We start from the raw sequence: 15,415 nt of genomic DNA, 5'->3' as shown, positions 1-15,415 counted from the left end.
TTTTATTTTAAAGAAGAAATAGGATACCTCCTCATTTTATTAAAAATGATTCAATCTTATTTGAATAAAACCTTAATCCCAATAAAAATTATCAATCATTGATTAATGATTTCAATGGTCATTTTTTATTTAAACCCCATTTTTATTCAAATAAATTGGAATACATAACTTTACATTAATATCAGCCTATTTTACTTTATTCAATGTCACTATCGCTATACGATATGCTATTATCCTAGCACCTATAAATTTATTGTAGTTCAATAAATTAAGTCGATCTAATTGAAAAATATCGATAGAGAAAAATAGTAGGAATATTCATGCTTCAAGAGAATGTAGTTAAAGATATCATTGTTTGGATCGAGCAAAATCTTGATTCACGCTTATCATTAGATATTATTGCTGAAAAATCAGGCTATACAAAGTGGCATTTTCAGCGTTTGTTTAAAGCATATACAGGAATATCTTTAGGAAAATACATACTCGCCCGACGTTTATCCTGCGGTGCTTACGCCTTACGAATAACGCGTTGTAGCCTATTAGATATTTCGTTGAAATATCGATTTGACTCTCAGCAAACATTTTGTCGAGCATTTAAAAAACAGTTTAATATCACGCCTTCCGAATACAGAAAAAAAACAGGTTGGGATATTAGCGAGCTTATTTTTCCAGCACTTGAAACTGTTGAACTTAACGCTAATTATGAAATTGTTACCTTCCCTTCTCTAAAATTAGCGAGTATGTCTCATCAGTATAACAAACCCATTTCAACGTGGAATTCAGACAAGAAAAAATTCAGAAAGGAATTTTGGCGTAAATTTTTGAAAGATATACACACAGTACCCACTGAATTATATGCAACACATAGAGCATCTGCGAGTACATTAGAAGATACAATGTACATTTACAGCACGGCTGTTGATAAAGAAAAACTATCAACGGCATCCAATATCTCAGCAATGTCACAATTAGAATTACCTAGTGGTAATTACTTGGCTATTACTTTTGATATGGATGATATTTTAGATTCATTAACGGGTTATGATGACATTATTTATACAGTATATACAAAAGTATTGCCCAAAATGAATTTACTGCGTAGGCCTGGCCCGGATATTGAACAATATACATTAAAAGAATCTGTAAGTTACGATAAATTACTTAATCAAAGCGAGAAATATTTAAAAAAAATTAGCTACTATATCCCTGTCATTTAATAATCTTTCATTGAAAAAGATCCCAAAAAAATTGGGATCTTTCGTGTATATTGTATTTAGAACAACATTTTTCTATTAGTCTTTTTTAGACTTATTAGCAAAGAAAATATTATCTTGAATATCTTTTGTTTTTAGCGTAAATAGTTCATTTGTTAAATTTTCGGTTAATTTTTCAGCACTCGCCATCACGCCTAAATTAAATTCATTAAGCATTTTATCCGCACTCATTTTATCCGTTTTAATCATAGCAAGATATTTGGCTTCCATTTCTTTTTGCTCTAATGCTGTTTTTTCCTCCCACTCTTGGTAAGCTTTTTTCACTATTGGCGCAAGCTTTGGATAGTCTGTCATTACTAATGTTTGTAATTTACGATATTTCCAATAAATAGAATCATTGTCCGCTTTATTTGTACCTATGCCATAATGTTGTGGGTAAGCTTTTAATCCACTGTAATACGGAACAAATGCAGTTAGATCTGCCATACCCAACCCTACATAAGTGACTTCACCTATTTCTTGAGGAAGCTCAGGGCGGACTTGCATAACATGTGCCTCGTAAGTTCTAAATACACTAATTGGGCGCCATGGCTCTTGACCATTTAATCCATTGGTATAAGGGTCGTGTTCTGTTCCTTCAAAGTGGTTACGTAGCATAGCTTTAGCTTCTTCAATAGAAACTTTTTTTTCTGGCGTTAATAAAGGGGCGAAATTACGTCCATCATCCACAGCTTGTTTTAATGATGGATTAAATTGTTGCTGAATGATCCAAACCCGCGGATCGTTATAGGTGCGATCCCGTTCATCATCACGGGTATACGCTTTAGAAAAATTAAATGTCCCCTCTTTTTCAGGATTATAAAGTCCTTTTTCAACCGCAAACTCCACTAAATTTTTAGAGCCTAAAACATCCTTACTGTTAATATCATAAGTTTGTAACCTGCCTTGGTTACCTGTCGCAAAATATTTATCTTTAGGTAACTTTTGTGCAATCCAATGATGTCCGGTTCCTGTTTCTAAATACCAAAGTTCGTTTTTATCAACAACGGCAACACCAAACCCTTCACCAGCACCTTGTGTTTCAATAATGCTACCTAGTACTTCAATCGCTTCACGAGCTGTTTTCGCTCTTGAAAGAAGCACGTCCGGAATATCATCTTCCGTTATCCCTGTGTCTTCAACATAGGGATCAAAAGAAAGTGCTTTAGGTGAAGCAAAAATCGATTCTGTACCGCTAACACCAACTCCTAACTCATTAAATCCTGTTGCACCGTGTAGCTGTGTTTTCCAATTAGGAACAGTGGTATAACGTAATGCATTTTCTGGTAATGGATAAGTAAAATTATTAGCGCCATTGTGTTCTTTTGTACTGTAATTTCCTGTTTGATTTGATTTAGCTGGATGAATAACAAAATGTTGTGCTTTTAATGCATCACTATCTGCACTACGAGCGATAATCAAAGAACCATCATTTGTTGCTTCACTTCCAGCTAACAAAGTGGTGCAGGCCAAAACAGAAGAAACCAATGCAAGGTTAATAGATAAGGCAATAATACTTTTTTTGAGTAAAGACATAAAAATCCTCATTTGCTTGTTATTTATAATTTGTTTATCAATTAAATATTTAAAAAAATAAAAATCTAGATAGATAACCCAAATTGGAATATTAACAATGAGAAAGTGTTCATTACCGTGATTTATATCTCAATGGACATTATATTTTGAAATAAAAATATTAACTAAATGCATCATATTAATATCAATAGGATTTATTAAAAGATATATTTTAAATATAAATAAAACAATGCACTTGTTATTAAGTGTTTTTATAAATGTAATCTAAATACTCATTTTTTATAAAAAACATTCTTAATATTAAATATAACAACAATACATTAAATCTGATAATGATCAGTGTTAATAAAAAAACATTAATTTTTTTCCTCATAACTATTATTTAATAATTATCTTATTAACGCTATAATCGTATATAAGATAAACAGACAAAAGTAAAAACACAATGGCAATGGATATAAAAAGAACCTCTTGGTCAGGAGGATGGGCTACGTTACGCGATCTTGAAATTATACAAACTGTGATCGATCATGGGAGTGTAACTAATGCCGCAGAGCGGCTTGGCATATCTCAACCCGCAGTAAGTCAAACATTAAATCAGATAGAAAAGCGTTGTGGTAAAAAATTATTCATTCGTGAAAATAACAAGCTCGTGCCTAACTCTGATGCATTGTTGCTTTACGAAGAAATCACCAATATAGCCGACTCTTTCAACCGATTAAGTCATTTCCATCGTCAAGAAAAAAAACGAAGCTTACGTATTTTAGTTCCTCCAACGTTAGCCTATGGATTTATAAATCAAGTCACGGCTCTTTTTATCAAAAAATACCAAATTAATGTTCATTTAGAAATATCAAGGAGTGAACAACTACTATCTTTAATAGCAAAAGAGCAAGCTGATATCGCCATTACTGATAATATGACGATCAATAGCAATTATAATTTGACACAAATACCAATGAGAGAAACTCAAATTATTTGCGCAATTCCTAAAATGCATGATCTATGTACAAAAAAAACGATCACATCTGATGATTTACATGAGCAATCTTTTATTGCATTAGTAAAAAGCAATATTGGCCGTACTGTTATTGACAGAGTGCTCCATAAATCAAAATCTAGACCTAACATTATTGCTGAAGTCTCTGATCAAGAAACAGCAATGACATTTGTAAAAAATGGTTTAGGAATAAGTTTAATTAATTCATTTCCTATTATTGAAACAGAAGGTGTTATTTATAGAGAATTTACACCAACAATTATGAGTAATATCTGTTTCTTTACATCGAAAAAAATTGAGCATGAAACTCAACTCTATATTGAGTTCATCAAAGAGCATCAACCAAAAACCTCGTTACTTTCAACTCCCATTAAATAGTGAGTAATGGTCTCTTTCTATTTAACATTAGTAAATAGAAGAGACCTTCCTATTAATTAGGTATATTAAGAATAGATAAAATACCTTCAGTAAAAAGCGTTAAACCGATGGAAAGCGCTTCTTCATCAATATCAAATTTTTCTTTATGATGCCCGTCACTTTGGTCTGCTCCCACTAAAAAGAATATCGCTTTCCCGCCTTGCTCTTGTACTCGTCTTACCATCAGTGAAACATCTTCACTCCCGCCCAAAGGTAATGTGACATTTAGTAATTCTGGATGTGTATCGATAATAGCTTGCATGAGGTTTATCATTTCAGGATCATTTCTAAAATTTGTCGCTTCACCAGTAACTTCTATTTTTGTTTCTAAATGATAAGCAGATGCAATACCAGCAGTATATTTTTTTATATTATCAAATAAATATTTTGTTATTTCAGCATCTTGTCCACGGACTTCCAGTTGCATCTTCGCAGAACTAGGAATAAGGCTACGATTTTCACCTGCAATTAAGGTTCCAACATTTACTCTCGTCATTCCTTTGCCGTGTCTTGGTGTTGCTAATATTTCATTAGCTAAAAAACAAGCTCCCACTAATGCATTAGTGCCTTTTTCTGGCTCATCCGTAGCATTAGCGACTTTTCCTTTTAAAAAAATATCTAATTTAGTTGTACAAAGAAAATCAAAAGGATCGAGTGCAACTTCACCTTTTTTTAAATTACATCCAATATGCATTCCCATAAAATAATCAGTATCATCTAAGATCCCACTGTCACTTATTGCTCTTGCGCCTCTTACTCCTTCTTCTGCGGGTTGAAATATTAATTTATATTTTCCACGTAAAACGTGAATATTTTGTTTTAACCAATGCGCTAAACCAAGCCCTATCGCAGTATGCCCATCATGACCACAAGCATGCATTAACCCAGAACGGCATGAGGCGAACCCCTGTTTATTAGGTAGATGATTTTCGTCATTTGATTCTTGGACATAAACACAATCAATATCAAAACGAAAGGCAAATGTAGGACCAGGAATTTCTGTATCAATAATAGCCATGCATCCTGTCAGACCATCCATTTCAGTTAATAGCTCAGTGCTGATTTCTTTTTCTTTTGCTATTTTGATTGCTTCTTTAACTAATTCTTCATCTCGCCCTAAAATACTTTCCCGACAAAGAATATGTGGCCCAGCTTTGACTTCAATATCCATATCACGCAATAACGTTATTATCGTTCCCGTAGTTACAAACTCGGCCCAACCAATTTCTGGAAACTGGTGAAAAGCCCTACGCCATTCTATTAACTTATTTACTTGGATCGGCTTCATTATTTTCCCTTATAAAAAGTAAGCCTCTATTAATAACCAATAGAGCATAATTAATAAATTATAATAATCATAACTTAATGGTTATAGATATGAATGTGATCTCATCGCCATTTTGCTCATTTTTAAAGCATGGCAATTATATAATAGCATTCAGATAGAAATAGAAAATAATGAGTAAAATCAATGAATAATGCGTATGGAAATACAAGAAAAATAAATTAAGAGATAAAAATAGCCACTAAAGTCATTTACACATTTAGTAGCTATTTTATTAATCAAGATTCATCAATAAATCGCATTAGTTGCTGGCGTAATTGTTTATTTTCTTGTTTTAGCTGCTCATTTTCATCTAATAATGTCAGCGCTATAGCAATCCCATGCCAATCTAATGCGAGTTCTTTATGAAGTTTTAATGCACGATGCGTTATCACAAGTGCATGATCATCAAAATACCACTCTTGGGTTTCAATTTCTAATGGCTCGATCATGCCAAGAGAGACAAATTCGTTAAGTTCGTCATTTGAGATCCCGGTATGATGACAAAACTCAGTAACAGTAAATACGGTTGTTGTTAATTGACCCATTATTTATTCTCCCAATCTTTACGTGGATTATAATCGGTCTGAATATCTGCAATTTGTTGCCATAATTCGCGTGTTTTTTCATCTGGTTTAGGTGGCATCACAATTTTTAAAATTGCATATAAATCACCACTCACTTTTTTGCTAACCAATCCTTTTCCTTTAATACGTAATTTTTGCCCTGCTTGACTTCCCGCTGGAATAGTTAACAATATTTTCTCTTTTATTGTAGGTATAGGAATTTTTGTACCTAATGCCGCTTCCCAAGGAGCAACCGGAACGACTATTTCTAAATCATGGCCTTTGATATCAAACAGAGGATGAGGAGCAATACGAATTGTTAGCCATAAATCACCATTCTCTCCGCCATTTTCACCTCGAGTTCCCTGACCTTTTAAACGAATTCGTTGCCCATCAATAACACCCGCAGGAATTTTAATATTTAATGTTTTAGGTATTTCTTTTTCTACGATCCCAAAAACATTATAAACCGGTAAATGATAGCTAATTGTGCGTTTATGTTCTTCTTGCGACTCTTCTAAAAAGATAGCTAATTCTATTTCTAAATCATGTCCTCGTTGTTTAAAAGACTGATGAGCTCTGCGCTCTTCAAATGGAGAACGTTGACCGAAGAATGAAGCATAAATATCATCAAAATCTTCTTGGCTAAAAGTTTCTTGATTTGTATTCGAATGTTGTTGTGTAAATTGCTTAAACTTAGGATCATTACGATGTGCCCAAAGTTCATCATATTCCGCTCTTCGTTGTTCATCCCCTAATATTTCCCATGCTTGAGCAATTTCTTTAAAACGCTCTTCAGCATTCGGCTCTTTACTGACATCAGGATGATATTTTTTGGCTAAACGGCGATATGCCGTTTTAATCGTTTTAGTATCATCTGTAGGTTTAACACCCATTATGGCGTAGTAATCCTTTAATTCCATCGTGATATCTCAATTATGTTAAATAATGAATTAAATATTAATATCTTAAACTTGATTAATTATAGAACAAAGAAATTATATTGATGAGTAAAAATCCTATAATAGCACCAATAGGCGATTAAAAAATGACCTCTAAACAAAAAATAATTTAATTTTTAAAAAATAATTTAGTTAAGTAAAACAAGATATTAATAGATCCAGAGCTATAATTGTCACTTTTTTCTATAAAATTGCATTTGAAATACATTATTATAAGAGGTAGATTTTATCCAACAGCACAATAACTTATTACATTATTATGTGATAATTTTTCTTCTTAACTAAGATAAAAAGAAAGATTGATCTCTTCATTTTTTAGGGAGGTAAAATGGAACGAATTATTATTCCCACTCACTATGTCCATATACGATCAACGCCACTTTGGACTAAAGACACTGCACCTAAATCTATTTGGGAAAGACATTTAGACAAAGGAACGCGTCAAGGGGTTTACCCTAAGCTCTCAGTTATGCAAGGAATGATTGTTTATTACGCATATGCAGATGAATTTAGCCCAGAGCCAACAGAAACATTAGTAATTAATGCAGGTGAATTTGGTGTATTCCCACCAGAAACATGGCACAAAATAGAAGCAAAAACTGAAGATACTGTTTTTAATGTCGATTTTTATGTCGACCCTAAAATACTTGCCGAAGGTTAAAAGAATAATATGGAAAATGAAAATAAAGGCTATTTATTAGAATTGATTAATACCAATGGACAAGAAAAATCTCAAAAAGTATTTCTAAATCCTAAAATTTTATATATTCCAGAAATTGCCACTAAAGAAGTACTACTTTTAGTTAATGAGCTAAAAAATAAGGTAAATAGTGATCCACAAGAACTCACCTTAGTCTTAACAAACAAAAATAATGGTGTTTCTGTTGATAAAGACTGTATTTTAGCTGATTTATTAGACGCAGATATGTCCAGCTTAATGGTGAAAGATCTTATTAATATCGTACGTGGTTATGATATGGACGAAGAAACAAATGTTTGTGGCTGGTGATCTGATACCAGAAAAAACACATCACCTTCACTATATCTATTAATAATGAAGGTGATTGATGCCTAGAGAGAAAATTTAAGATCATTTTTCAAAAGTCTATCTATCATCCAATATCCTGCTTTTCCGGGGGGATTACTTCTCGACCATACTAGATCAATATCTATTTTCTTAGGGAATTGATCATAATTCAGACTGACTAACAAATTATGTCCAAATTGCTCGACTAACCATGTAGGTAATATCGCCCATCCCATTTCTTGCTCTGCCATTTCAAGTAACAATAAATAATTAGGTGCTAGCCAGTTCTTTTCACTATTAATCGCGAATTGAGCACGGCTACTTAGCCTTAATTGACGATGCATTGTTAAGTGTTGATAGTTAATTTTCTTTTCTTTCACCAGTGGATGTGTTTTATGTGCATATAATCCTAACTTGCCACTCACAGGCAAACGAGCAAAAGCAATATCAGCAGGATATTCTATTCGCGATTCCATCATACCAATATGCGCCTGATTATTTTGTAACATATTAATCACATCATCATTCTCAGCAACAAGAAACTCAAATTCAAGATGTGGAAATTCTGTATCCAGAATTTTTAAAAGCTGTTCAGAATAAGGGGGCTGGTACATATCAGAAAATACACAACTTAAACGAGGCTCCATTTCTGAAGAGAGGTCTATTCTTAATGCTTGTAATCGTTCATCAGCAGCTAATATGTCCTCAACCAAGCTCAACACTTTTTGTCCTGCAAAAGTCAGCGTTGATTCTCGCCCTTTTCGCTCAAATAGCTCAAAGCCCATATCATCTTCGAATCCGGCAATCGTGCTACTCACAGTAGATTGACTTTTATTTAATTTCCTTGCTGTTGCAGAAAATGATTTTAATGAAGCAGCTTCAACAAATGTACGCAAAGTTTCTATAGAATAATTCATTATGGTATCGATTTTTCCGATGGCTCCTATTTTGTATATATACAAAATATCACCAATAATTGCACTCGTTTTTTGTTAACCAATTAATTTGAGGTGAGATATGAGCCAATATCAAAAAACATTTACTGAGCGCGTTTTTCACGCTGTTTCATTTGAAGCGATTGCTATTGCCATAACGGCACCGCTTAGTGCATGGCTTTTGGAGCGCTCAATTTTTCAGATGGGTACAGTCGCTATTGTCTTATCAACATTAGCTATGTTGCTAAATCTTTTTTATAACATGATTTTTGATCACTATTGGCCTTTGTCAAAAGGCTCAAGACCAACAAAAATACGTATTATACATGCAATTGGTTTTGAGTTTAGCTTTGTGATCATAGGATTACCGATATTGGCACTTTTATTAGATATGTCATTATGGAATGCATTCTTATTAGAAATTGGCTTCTTTGTCTTTTTCCTTTTTTATACTTATGCATTTAATCTTAGCTACGATAAATTACGTGAAAGTTGGTTTAATCGCAAAGAAAAGCCTATTATCGCACGTAACTAATAACAACTATCTTAAGCACTTAATAAAACATTATTAAGTGCTTTCTTTTATATTATAGAATTTTATCATATATAAAAATGAAATTAGCTTTACCATTTCATTCATTTTTAATACCGTGATTACTCGCTAGTAAAATAAAAAATTACTTATAATTATTTATTATTAAATAATCAAGTGAGCATTTTCTTATTTTTATATTATGTTTTGTATATTAATATTTTAATTCTCTCAACAGGCTGTAATTTATTTTTATTTCTTGTTATTTTTCTAATTTATTTAATACGTAATTCACCAGAAAATAGGTTTTCTAAAGTACGTTGACTTACAGATACCATGAGTTGTATCCAATTTATCAATGTATTAATAACGCTCTCCTTTCTTCCATACCTTTTAGCAAGAGCACCTATTTGTGTATTACTTATTATCGCTGATATTTTCCTTATTTTTATTTTACTCAGCCAATTGCTTTGATTGAACTTATGTTTATATGAAAATGCTATTAAAGATATTTTTCTTTCTTTATTTTATCTTTTTATTAATTCTGATCCGGATACTTTCAAGCTTAAATTACGAATGGATGTTAGGTGATGGTGATATAAAACAACTTGACCAACTTCCTCTAGGCGGAAGATATATTATCGAACCTATCCTCGTTTTAATTCCTTATATTTTGCTTTCCCTGTATGAAAGAAAGCAAAAGTTGAAATACTTGTACACAGTAATAGCACTCAATTGGTCATTTTTTACGTTTAGTGGGTACTAAAAACGATCAATCCCCCTATATACTCTCTAGATATTCAAGCATTTCAATGCTATCGAAAGTCAAAAATAAGTAAATAATCTTCAATAATTTCATTACCACCTCAGATAGTCATCCAATACAAGTAAACTGCGATCACCACATATTTTTCTTAAAATTTATATAAACGGACAGATAATTGTCCAATTACGAGCAAAAAACGTGACTATCCAGGCAGAATAAACTTTATTAATCACTATTATCTTAACAAATGATAAAACATTTTTTAACAAACAAGAGGTGATATGAAAAAAAAGAGCAGTATTGCATTTATCAGAAAAAAATTAGTTAAAGATAATTCCATCTACGTAAAAGAGCTCAGTGCTCTACTTCATGTATCAGAAAGAACAGTAAGAAGATATATAGACGAATTGCAGTTATTAGGTATAGCAACTAAATTTCATGGTGGTGTCAGATTACAAAAAATTGAATTAGAACCAATAATAAATAGAACTATTGATGAAACTAGAGTACTTCAAATTGATCGTGAAGAACAAAATAGAGATAAAAAAAATGCAGATAAGTGCTCATTATATATTTTGGGATCTTTCAATTTAGATGTTGTAACAGAAGTTGAAAGATTTCCTTTTATAGGAGAAACAATCAAAGCAATCTCTACAAATTTTTACCCTGGTGGAAAAGGAGCTAACCAGGCGGTCGCGGCGGCAGAATTAAATGATCATGTACATTTTTTCGCTAAAGTAGGCGATGATTCATTTGGCACGACCGCAGAAAAATATTTCAGTACAACAAAAATAAGTTCATATACATTAATTAAGGATACCAATTCAAAGACAGGAAATGCATTAGTTATGGTTGAGAATGCCACGGGAAACAATAGCATTGTTATTGATCTCGGCGCTAATGCAACTATCTCTAAAGCTGAAATTCTTTCAGATATTAATAATCTACAATCGGCAAAGATTTTTCTTACCCAATTAGAAAACAATATAGAAGCGACCAAATTTGCTATTGAAATAGCAAAAAAATCGGGATGTTATGTCATTCTCAATCCTGCGCCTTATTCAGATCAAATTGTCTCACATTTGCCTTCAGTTGATTTATTAGTACCGAATGGAACAGAAGCAGAATTAATATCAAATATTAAAATTGATAGCGTTATTTCAGCACAGGAAGCCATAAAAGCAATACATAACTTAGGTGTTAAAGAAATAGTGATGACACTTGGTGACAGTGGAGCACTTTATTTCAATGGTAGCACTATGAAGTATTACAAAGCGATGGAGGCATCTGTCGTTGATACTAGTGGCGCAGGTGATGCATTTACAGGTGCATTGGCGGCAAAATTAATAGAAGGAAAAAATATGGATGAGGCTATTAAGTTTTCCATTGCCTATGCATCATTAGCAGTTGAAAAAAAAGGAGCATCATCAATGCCATCTCGAACAAGTGTTGATGCCAGACTAAAAAAAGAGCGTATGTAAGGGAAGTGCATAAATAACCCACCCCGTTGATAAATTATATAACCGAGGTCGTTATGAAATATTTAATTTTCATTATTAGCCTTCTCTTAATTTTTATAGTGGCATCTTCTATTAGCTTTAATGCTAATAAAATAAAAAGAAAAATCTTTCCCATTATTATTCTTTTATTATTAGAGGCCATCGTTGCTTTCATACTTTTGCATACATCTATTGGAATAACGATTCTTAATACAACGAATATTGGTATAGAGTATTTAGTACATCATGCAAATAAAGGTATTGATTTTGTTTTTGGAGATATAAGCAATAAAACACCTATTGTTTTTGTTATTGTTGCACTAATGCCTTTAGTGTTTATTTGCTCAATTATTGGGATATTAAAATATTTTGGTATTCTTCGATTGATTATTATAACCATCGGATACCTTATTAATAAAATTGCAAAAGTTGGCAAACTTGAATCTTTTTCAGCAGTTAGTGCTGTCGTTGTAGGTATGATGGCCGTGTATGTATCAATTAAAGAATACATACCCAATTTAACAAAACCACAAATGTATACAATAGCAGCATGTTCATTATCAACTGTCGATATCGCAATACTGGGTGCTTATACTCAAATGTTATCACCTCAATTTGTCTTTATTGGTGTGTGTCTAAACTTTTTTAGTACTTTCGTTATTGTTTCTATTATTAACCCTAACGATCCTATTGAGATATCCAGCAACTTTTCTGGTCCTAAAAATGAACATCATAGTTTTTTTGAAGTACTAACAGAACATATGCTCGATGGTTTTAAATTAATTCTAGCAATAGTTCCTATGCTTCTTGGTTTTATTGCTCTAATTAGCATGTTGAATGATATTTTCTTACGCATCATAGGAATTAGTTTCCAAGGCCTTCTTGGCTATATTTTCTCACCAATTGCGTTTGTACTTGGCGTTCCATGGCAAGACAGTATTGAATTTGGGCAGATTATTGCCACAAAAATTTTAACAAATGAATTTGTCGCAATGGTTGATTATATCAAATTAGAGGATCTAAGCCCAAGAACTGAAGCCATTATCTCTGTCTTCCTGATCTCGTTCGCAAATTTTGGTTCAGTGGGGATGATTATCGCCTGTGTCGCCAGTATCAGCAAAGAACATGGAAAAATGATAGCGGCTAATAGTTTTCGATTGATCGTGGGTTCAACATTGGTGAGTTGCTTATCCGCAACGATGGTCGGTATTTTTGTGAGCTAACACTTATTTTATAAACCCTACTTTTAGTTTTGTATGTTGTTCAATGCGTTATGTAAGTTATCAAAGGAGAAGTATATGACTAAAATTATTATAGATTGTGATCCGGGTGTAGATGACGCTATTGCAATTTTACTTGCATTGGCATCACCAGAAATCAAAGTGCTGGGGATCACAACAGTAGCTGGAAATGTTGAGTTAGATAAAGTTCATGAGAATGCTCGCAACATTCTTTCGTTTGTGTCACGCCCCGACATTCCTCTAGCCAGAGGATGTGAACGACCTTTGATAGCCCGTCGAGGAAGTAAAACACAAGTACACGGTAATAACGGCCTTGCTGGTGTGACGTTACCAAAATCCAATTATACTTATCCCGATATACACGCAGTGGATTTTATCATTGATACTGTGATGTCTAACCCTAAAGAAGTCACCCTTTGTCCGACAGCGCCACTGACTAATATTGCGATGGCAATGCTCAAAGAACCAAGGCTTAAGGATAATGTGAAAGATATCGTTCTAATGGGAGGAGCTGCATTTTGTAATGGCAATATAACTCCGGCAGCCGAATTCAATTTTTATGTCGATCCACATGCAGCACATATTGTCTTTGATACAGCTGAGCACATTACGATGCTGGGATTGGATGTTACCCATAAAGCAGATATCCGAGCTGGTTTATGCCAATCGTTAGATCAAGGTAATGTCATTGCTAAAACAGCAGCCAAAATGGCTCGTGGATATGCCACATTTGACCCCTTCTTACATGATCCTTGTGTAATAGGTTATCTAATTCGCCCAGATATTTTCACTGGTATAAATGGTCATATTGACATTGAATACGAATCACGCAAACTATTTGGTTTAAGTTTTGCCACAGTCCACGATGATTCAAGATCCACCAAAAATAATAGTAATTTAAATGAATGCCGTATAAATACGATGATAATTACCGATGTTCAATCGGATAAATTAATGTCGCTAATATCTGAACGAATTCTATCTTTATAAACTGGGTAAAAATAAAAAGTAATACAGAGAAGTCTAACTTCTCTGTATTAAACTTTATTATATTATTAATATCTAAAAATATAAATACAGGAGAAAATAAAATCTTATTACTCCTCTCTACTTTAAAATAGAGATACTCGATACTCAATAAATCTCAATGGGAATAAATTTATTGCACTAATTATTGAGAAGATTAAATATTGATGGACATAGAACCTTCCTCCAAATATCTACAACGCTAGAAAATAGCAAGAGACATTAAGAGATAATGATTTTACTAGAATGCTTGATTTACTTGGGATTAAGAGACTTCAGGAGACGCTAGGAAGTGATGAGATGGCGGAGGAGGAGAGATTCGAACTCTCGGATGGTTTCCCATCGGCGGTTTTCAAGACCGCTGCCTTCAGCCGCTCGGCCACCCCTCCGCAATGTGGAGCAATATAAACATCTAGACTTATATTGTAAAGGTCTTATTGTACTGTTTGCTGTAAAATTAAACGCATCATAAGTCAATGGCTTAATTAATCAACGATTTATGGGTTCTACTTGGGTATTTTCTTTATTTTTGCTAAATTAACGCTATTATTTTTGATTGGTCATAATGCACATGTTTGTCTTTAACGGAAAAGAAATCGAGACAGATAGTCACGGTTATCTAAAAAATAGTAATGAATGGAGCGAAGATATGGTTCCAACATTAGCTAAAATAGAAGAAATTGAACTAACAGAACAACATTGGGAAATAATCCGCTTTGTTCGCCAATTTTATTTAGAATTTAATACATCCCCTGCTATTCGTATGCTGGTAAAAGCTTTAGCTCAAAAATATGGCGATGAAAAAGGTAATAGCCGTTACCTTTATCGCTTATTTCCTAAAGGCCCAGCGAAGCAAGCCACAAAACTGGCGGGTTTACCTAAACCCGTTAAATGTATTTAAAAATTAGTTTTTAATAAAAGATAATTAAAAATCCTTAAAACTATATTATCCCTAATGGCGGATTGAAAAATCTGCCATTGATTCATATTCACAAGGTGTGGCAGACCAAAATGTAATTTTGGCACTTTTTGGTCCCCCCGCTTCTAACCAATTTTCAAATTCTTTTAATGCATCTTCCTGCGCAAACGCTCTTACTCCCACACTGCCATCATCACGGTTCCAAACATATCCCGTTATTGGTTGTTTCTTCATCCATTGATAAGTAAAAAAACGAAATCCAACGCCCTGCACTCGCCCTTGAATAATATATTCGCGTCCCATTTTCATACACTCTCCTGATAGTGTTCCTGAAATAAAAATTCTACTCAGGTTATTGTCTTTTCTTTATACAATAGATAATCTGATTTTGTGAGGTTCTTTATTCATTATG

At 33.2% G+C, this 15,415-nt stretch carries 16 protein-coding genes and 1 tRNA gene; 10 read left to right on the top strand and 7 right to left on the bottom strand.

What is annotated here, in order from left to right; genetic code table 11:
• The first annotated feature begins 320 nt into the window (after nt 1–320).
• The gene (locus tag GWI97_RS17590) at nt 321–1,217 is read left to right on the top strand and encodes an AraC family transcriptional regulator (protein ID WP_036937970.1); all 897 of its coding nucleotides are present in this window, start codon (nt 321–323) and stop codon (nt 1,215–1,217) included.
• Nucleotides 1,218–1,292: 75 nt separating this feature from the next.
• Here the strand turns inward: GWI97_RS17590 and GWI97_RS17585 are convergent, their stop codons facing one another.
• A complete protein-coding gene (locus GWI97_RS17585; RefSeq protein WP_036937973.1) occupies nt 1,293–2,789 on the bottom strand; it encodes a C69 family dipeptidase in 1,497 nt (498 codons plus the stop codon).
• 445 nt (nt 2,790–3,234) lie between these two features.
• Here GWI97_RS17585 and GWI97_RS17580 point away from each other — a divergent pair, with 445 nt between their 5' ends.
• On the top strand, nt 3,235–4,167 hold the full coding sequence (locus GWI97_RS17580; RefSeq protein ID WP_036937975.1) for a LysR family transcriptional regulator: 933 nt from the start codon (nt 3,235–3,237) through the stop codon (nt 4,165–4,167).
• Nucleotides 4,168–4,219: 52 nt separating this feature from the next.
• Here GWI97_RS17580 and GWI97_RS17575 read toward each other — a convergent pair whose 3' ends face one another.
• From GWI97_RS17575 to cbpA, 3 genes are all read right to left on the bottom strand, one after another.
• The gene (locus tag GWI97_RS17575) at nt 4,220–5,494 is read right to left on the bottom strand and encodes an amidohydrolase (RefSeq protein WP_036937976.1); all 1,275 of its coding nucleotides are present in this window, start codon (nt 5,492–5,494) and stop codon (nt 4,220–4,222) included.
• Nucleotides 5,495–5,769: 275 nt separating this feature from the next.
• Nucleotides 5,770–6,078 carry a chaperone modulator CbpM gene (cbpM, locus tag GWI97_RS17570; protein WP_036937978.1) on the bottom strand — a complete coding sequence of 103 codons (309 nt, stop codon included), beginning with the start codon at nt 6,076–6,078 and terminating at the stop codon, nt 5,770–5,772.
• Nucleotides 6,078–7,019 (bottom strand): curved DNA-binding protein, encoded by a 942-nt coding sequence (cbpA, locus tag GWI97_RS17565; protein ID WP_036937980.1) that lies wholly within the window; start codon nt 7,017–7,019, stop codon nt 6,078–6,080. Before cbpA ends, cbpM begins: the two co-directional genes overlap by 1 nt.
• A 367-nt stretch (nt 7,020–7,386) precedes the next feature.
• On the opposite strand from cbpA, the gene GWI97_RS17560 reads away from it, so the two are divergent.
• Both GWI97_RS17560 and GWI97_RS17555 read left to right on the top strand, forming a co-directional pair.
• The gene (locus GWI97_RS17560; protein ID WP_036937983.1) at nt 7,387–7,719 is read left to right on the top strand and encodes a DUF1971 domain-containing protein; all 333 of its coding nucleotides are present in this window, start codon (nt 7,387–7,389) and stop codon (nt 7,717–7,719) included.
• Between the two features lie 9 nt (nt 7,720–7,728).
• Nucleotides 7,729–8,067 carry a DUF1869 domain-containing protein gene (locus GWI97_RS17555; RefSeq protein ID WP_036937986.1) on the top strand — a complete coding sequence of 113 codons (339 nt, stop codon included), beginning with the start codon at nt 7,729–7,731 and terminating at the stop codon, nt 8,065–8,067.
• 62 nt (nt 8,068–8,129) lie between these two features.
• Here GWI97_RS17555 and GWI97_RS17550 read toward each other — a convergent pair whose 3' ends face one another.
• Nucleotides 8,130–9,002, bottom strand: coding sequence for a LysR family transcriptional regulator (locus GWI97_RS17550; RefSeq protein WP_036937989.1), 873 nt, complete (start codon nt 9,000–9,002; stop codon nt 8,130–8,132).
• 100 nt (nt 9,003–9,102) lie between these two features.
• Here GWI97_RS17550 and GWI97_RS17545 point away from each other — a divergent pair, with 100 nt between their 5' ends.
• The 5 genes from GWI97_RS17545 to GWI97_RS17525 all read left to right on the top strand — a co-directional run bounded on the left by GWI97_RS17545 (nt 9,103) and on the right by GWI97_RS17525 (nt 14,048).
• Nucleotides 9,103–9,555, top strand: coding sequence for a multidrug/biocide efflux PACE transporter (locus GWI97_RS17545; protein WP_036937992.1), 453 nt, complete (start codon nt 9,103–9,105; stop codon nt 9,553–9,555).
• 487 nt (nt 9,556–10,042) lie between these two features.
• Nucleotides 10,043–10,318, top strand: coding sequence for a DUF2645 family protein (locus tag GWI97_RS17540; RefSeq protein ID WP_072024213.1), 276 nt, complete (start codon nt 10,043–10,045; stop codon nt 10,316–10,318).
• 281 nt (nt 10,319–10,599) lie between these two features.
• Nucleotides 10,600–11,799, top strand: coding sequence for a PfkB family carbohydrate kinase (locus GWI97_RS17535; RefSeq protein ID WP_052038525.1), 1,200 nt, complete (start codon nt 10,600–10,602; stop codon nt 11,797–11,799).
• Between the two features lie 53 nt (nt 11,800–11,852).
• Nucleotides 11,853–13,040 carry a NupC/NupG family nucleoside CNT transporter gene (locus GWI97_RS17530; RefSeq protein ID WP_036937995.1) on the top strand — a complete coding sequence of 396 codons (1,188 nt, stop codon included), beginning with the start codon at nt 11,853–11,855 and terminating at the stop codon, nt 13,038–13,040.
• A gap of 75 nt (nt 13,041–13,115) precedes the next feature.
• The gene (locus GWI97_RS17525) at nt 13,116–14,048 is read left to right on the top strand and encodes a nucleoside hydrolase (RefSeq protein ID WP_036937998.1); all 933 of its coding nucleotides are present in this window, start codon (nt 13,116–13,118) and stop codon (nt 14,046–14,048) included.
• Between the two features lie 337 nt (nt 14,049–14,385).
• Here the strand turns inward: GWI97_RS17525 and GWI97_RS17520 are convergent.
• A tRNA-Ser gene (locus GWI97_RS17520) sits at nt 14,386–14,473 on the bottom strand.
• A gap of 182 nt (nt 14,474–14,655) precedes the next feature.
• Between GWI97_RS17520 and tusE the strand changes: the two genes are divergently transcribed.
• Complete coding sequence (gene tusE, locus GWI97_RS17515) at nt 14,656–14,985, top strand: sulfurtransferase TusE (protein ID WP_036938000.1); 330 nt, start codon at nt 14,656–14,658, stop codon at nt 14,983–14,985.
• Between the two features lie 51 nt (nt 14,986–15,036).
• Here the strand turns inward: tusE and GWI97_RS17510 are convergent, their stop codons facing one another.
• The gene (locus GWI97_RS17510; protein WP_036938002.1) at nt 15,037–15,312 is read right to left on the bottom strand and encodes an acylphosphatase; all 276 of its coding nucleotides are present in this window, start codon (nt 15,310–15,312) and stop codon (nt 15,037–15,039) included.
• Between the last annotated feature and the right edge of the window lie 103 nt (nt 15,313–15,415).

This window comes from Proteus sp. G2300 (genome assembly GCF_009915965.1).
GTDB lineage: Bacteria > Pseudomonadota > Gammaproteobacteria > Enterobacterales > Enterobacteriaceae > Proteus > Proteus vulgaris.
This window is presented reverse-complemented; position numbering and strand designations above follow the sequence as displayed.

What these genes read in the sequence shown, in the direction of transcription:
- cbpA (WP_036937980.1), bottom strand. Translation starts at nt 7,019, where the DNA reads ATGGAATTAAAGGATTACTACGCCATAATGGGTGTTAAACCTACAGAT.
- GWI97_RS17510 (WP_036938002.1), bottom strand. Translation starts at nt 15,312, where the DNA reads ATGAAAATGGGACGCGAATATATTATTCAAGGGCGAGTGCAGGGCGTT.
- GWI97_RS17525 (WP_036937998.1), top strand. Translation starts at nt 13,116, where the DNA reads ATGACTAAAATTATTATAGATTGTGATCCGGGTGTAGATGACGCTATT.
- GWI97_RS17530 (WP_036937995.1), top strand. Translation starts at nt 11,853, where the DNA reads ATGAAATATTTAATTTTCATTATTAGCCTTCTCTTAATTTTTATAGTG.
- tusE (WP_036938000.1), top strand. Translation starts at nt 14,656, where the DNA reads ATGTTTGTCTTTAACGGAAAAGAAATCGAGACAGATAGTCACGGTTAT.
- GWI97_RS17540 (WP_072024213.1), top strand. Translation starts at nt 10,043, where the DNA reads ATGAAAATGCTATTAAAGATATTTTTCTTTCTTTATTTTATCTTTTTA.
- GWI97_RS17585 (WP_036937973.1), bottom strand. Translation starts at nt 2,789, where the DNA reads ATGTCTTTACTCAAAAAAAGTATTATTGCCTTATCTATTAACCTTGCA.
- GWI97_RS17575 (WP_036937976.1), bottom strand. Translation starts at nt 5,494, where the DNA reads ATGAAGCCGATCCAAGTAAATAAGTTAATAGAATGGCGTAGGGCTTTT.
- GWI97_RS17590 (WP_036937970.1), top strand. Translation starts at nt 321, where the DNA reads ATGCTTCAAGAGAATGTAGTTAAAGATATCATTGTTTGGATCGAGCAA.
- GWI97_RS17545 (WP_036937992.1), top strand. Translation starts at nt 9,103, where the DNA reads ATGAGCCAATATCAAAAAACATTTACTGAGCGCGTTTTTCACGCTGTT.
- GWI97_RS17560 (WP_036937983.1), top strand. Translation starts at nt 7,387, where the DNA reads ATGGAACGAATTATTATTCCCACTCACTATGTCCATATACGATCAACG.
- cbpM (WP_036937978.1), bottom strand. Translation starts at nt 6,078, where the DNA reads ATGGGTCAATTAACAACAACCGTATTTACTGTTACTGAGTTTTGTCAT.
- GWI97_RS17555 (WP_036937986.1), top strand. Translation starts at nt 7,729, where the DNA reads ATGGAAAATGAAAATAAAGGCTATTTATTAGAATTGATTAATACCAAT.
- GWI97_RS17580 (WP_036937975.1), top strand. Translation starts at nt 3,235, where the DNA reads ATGGCAATGGATATAAAAAGAACCTCTTGGTCAGGAGGATGGGCTACG.
- GWI97_RS17550 (WP_036937989.1), bottom strand. Translation starts at nt 9,002, where the DNA reads ATGAATTATTCTATAGAAACTTTGCGTACATTTGTTGAAGCTGCTTCA.
- GWI97_RS17535 (WP_052038525.1), top strand. Translation starts at nt 10,600, where the DNA reads ATGAAAAAAAAGAGCAGTATTGCATTTATCAGAAAAAAATTAGTTAAA.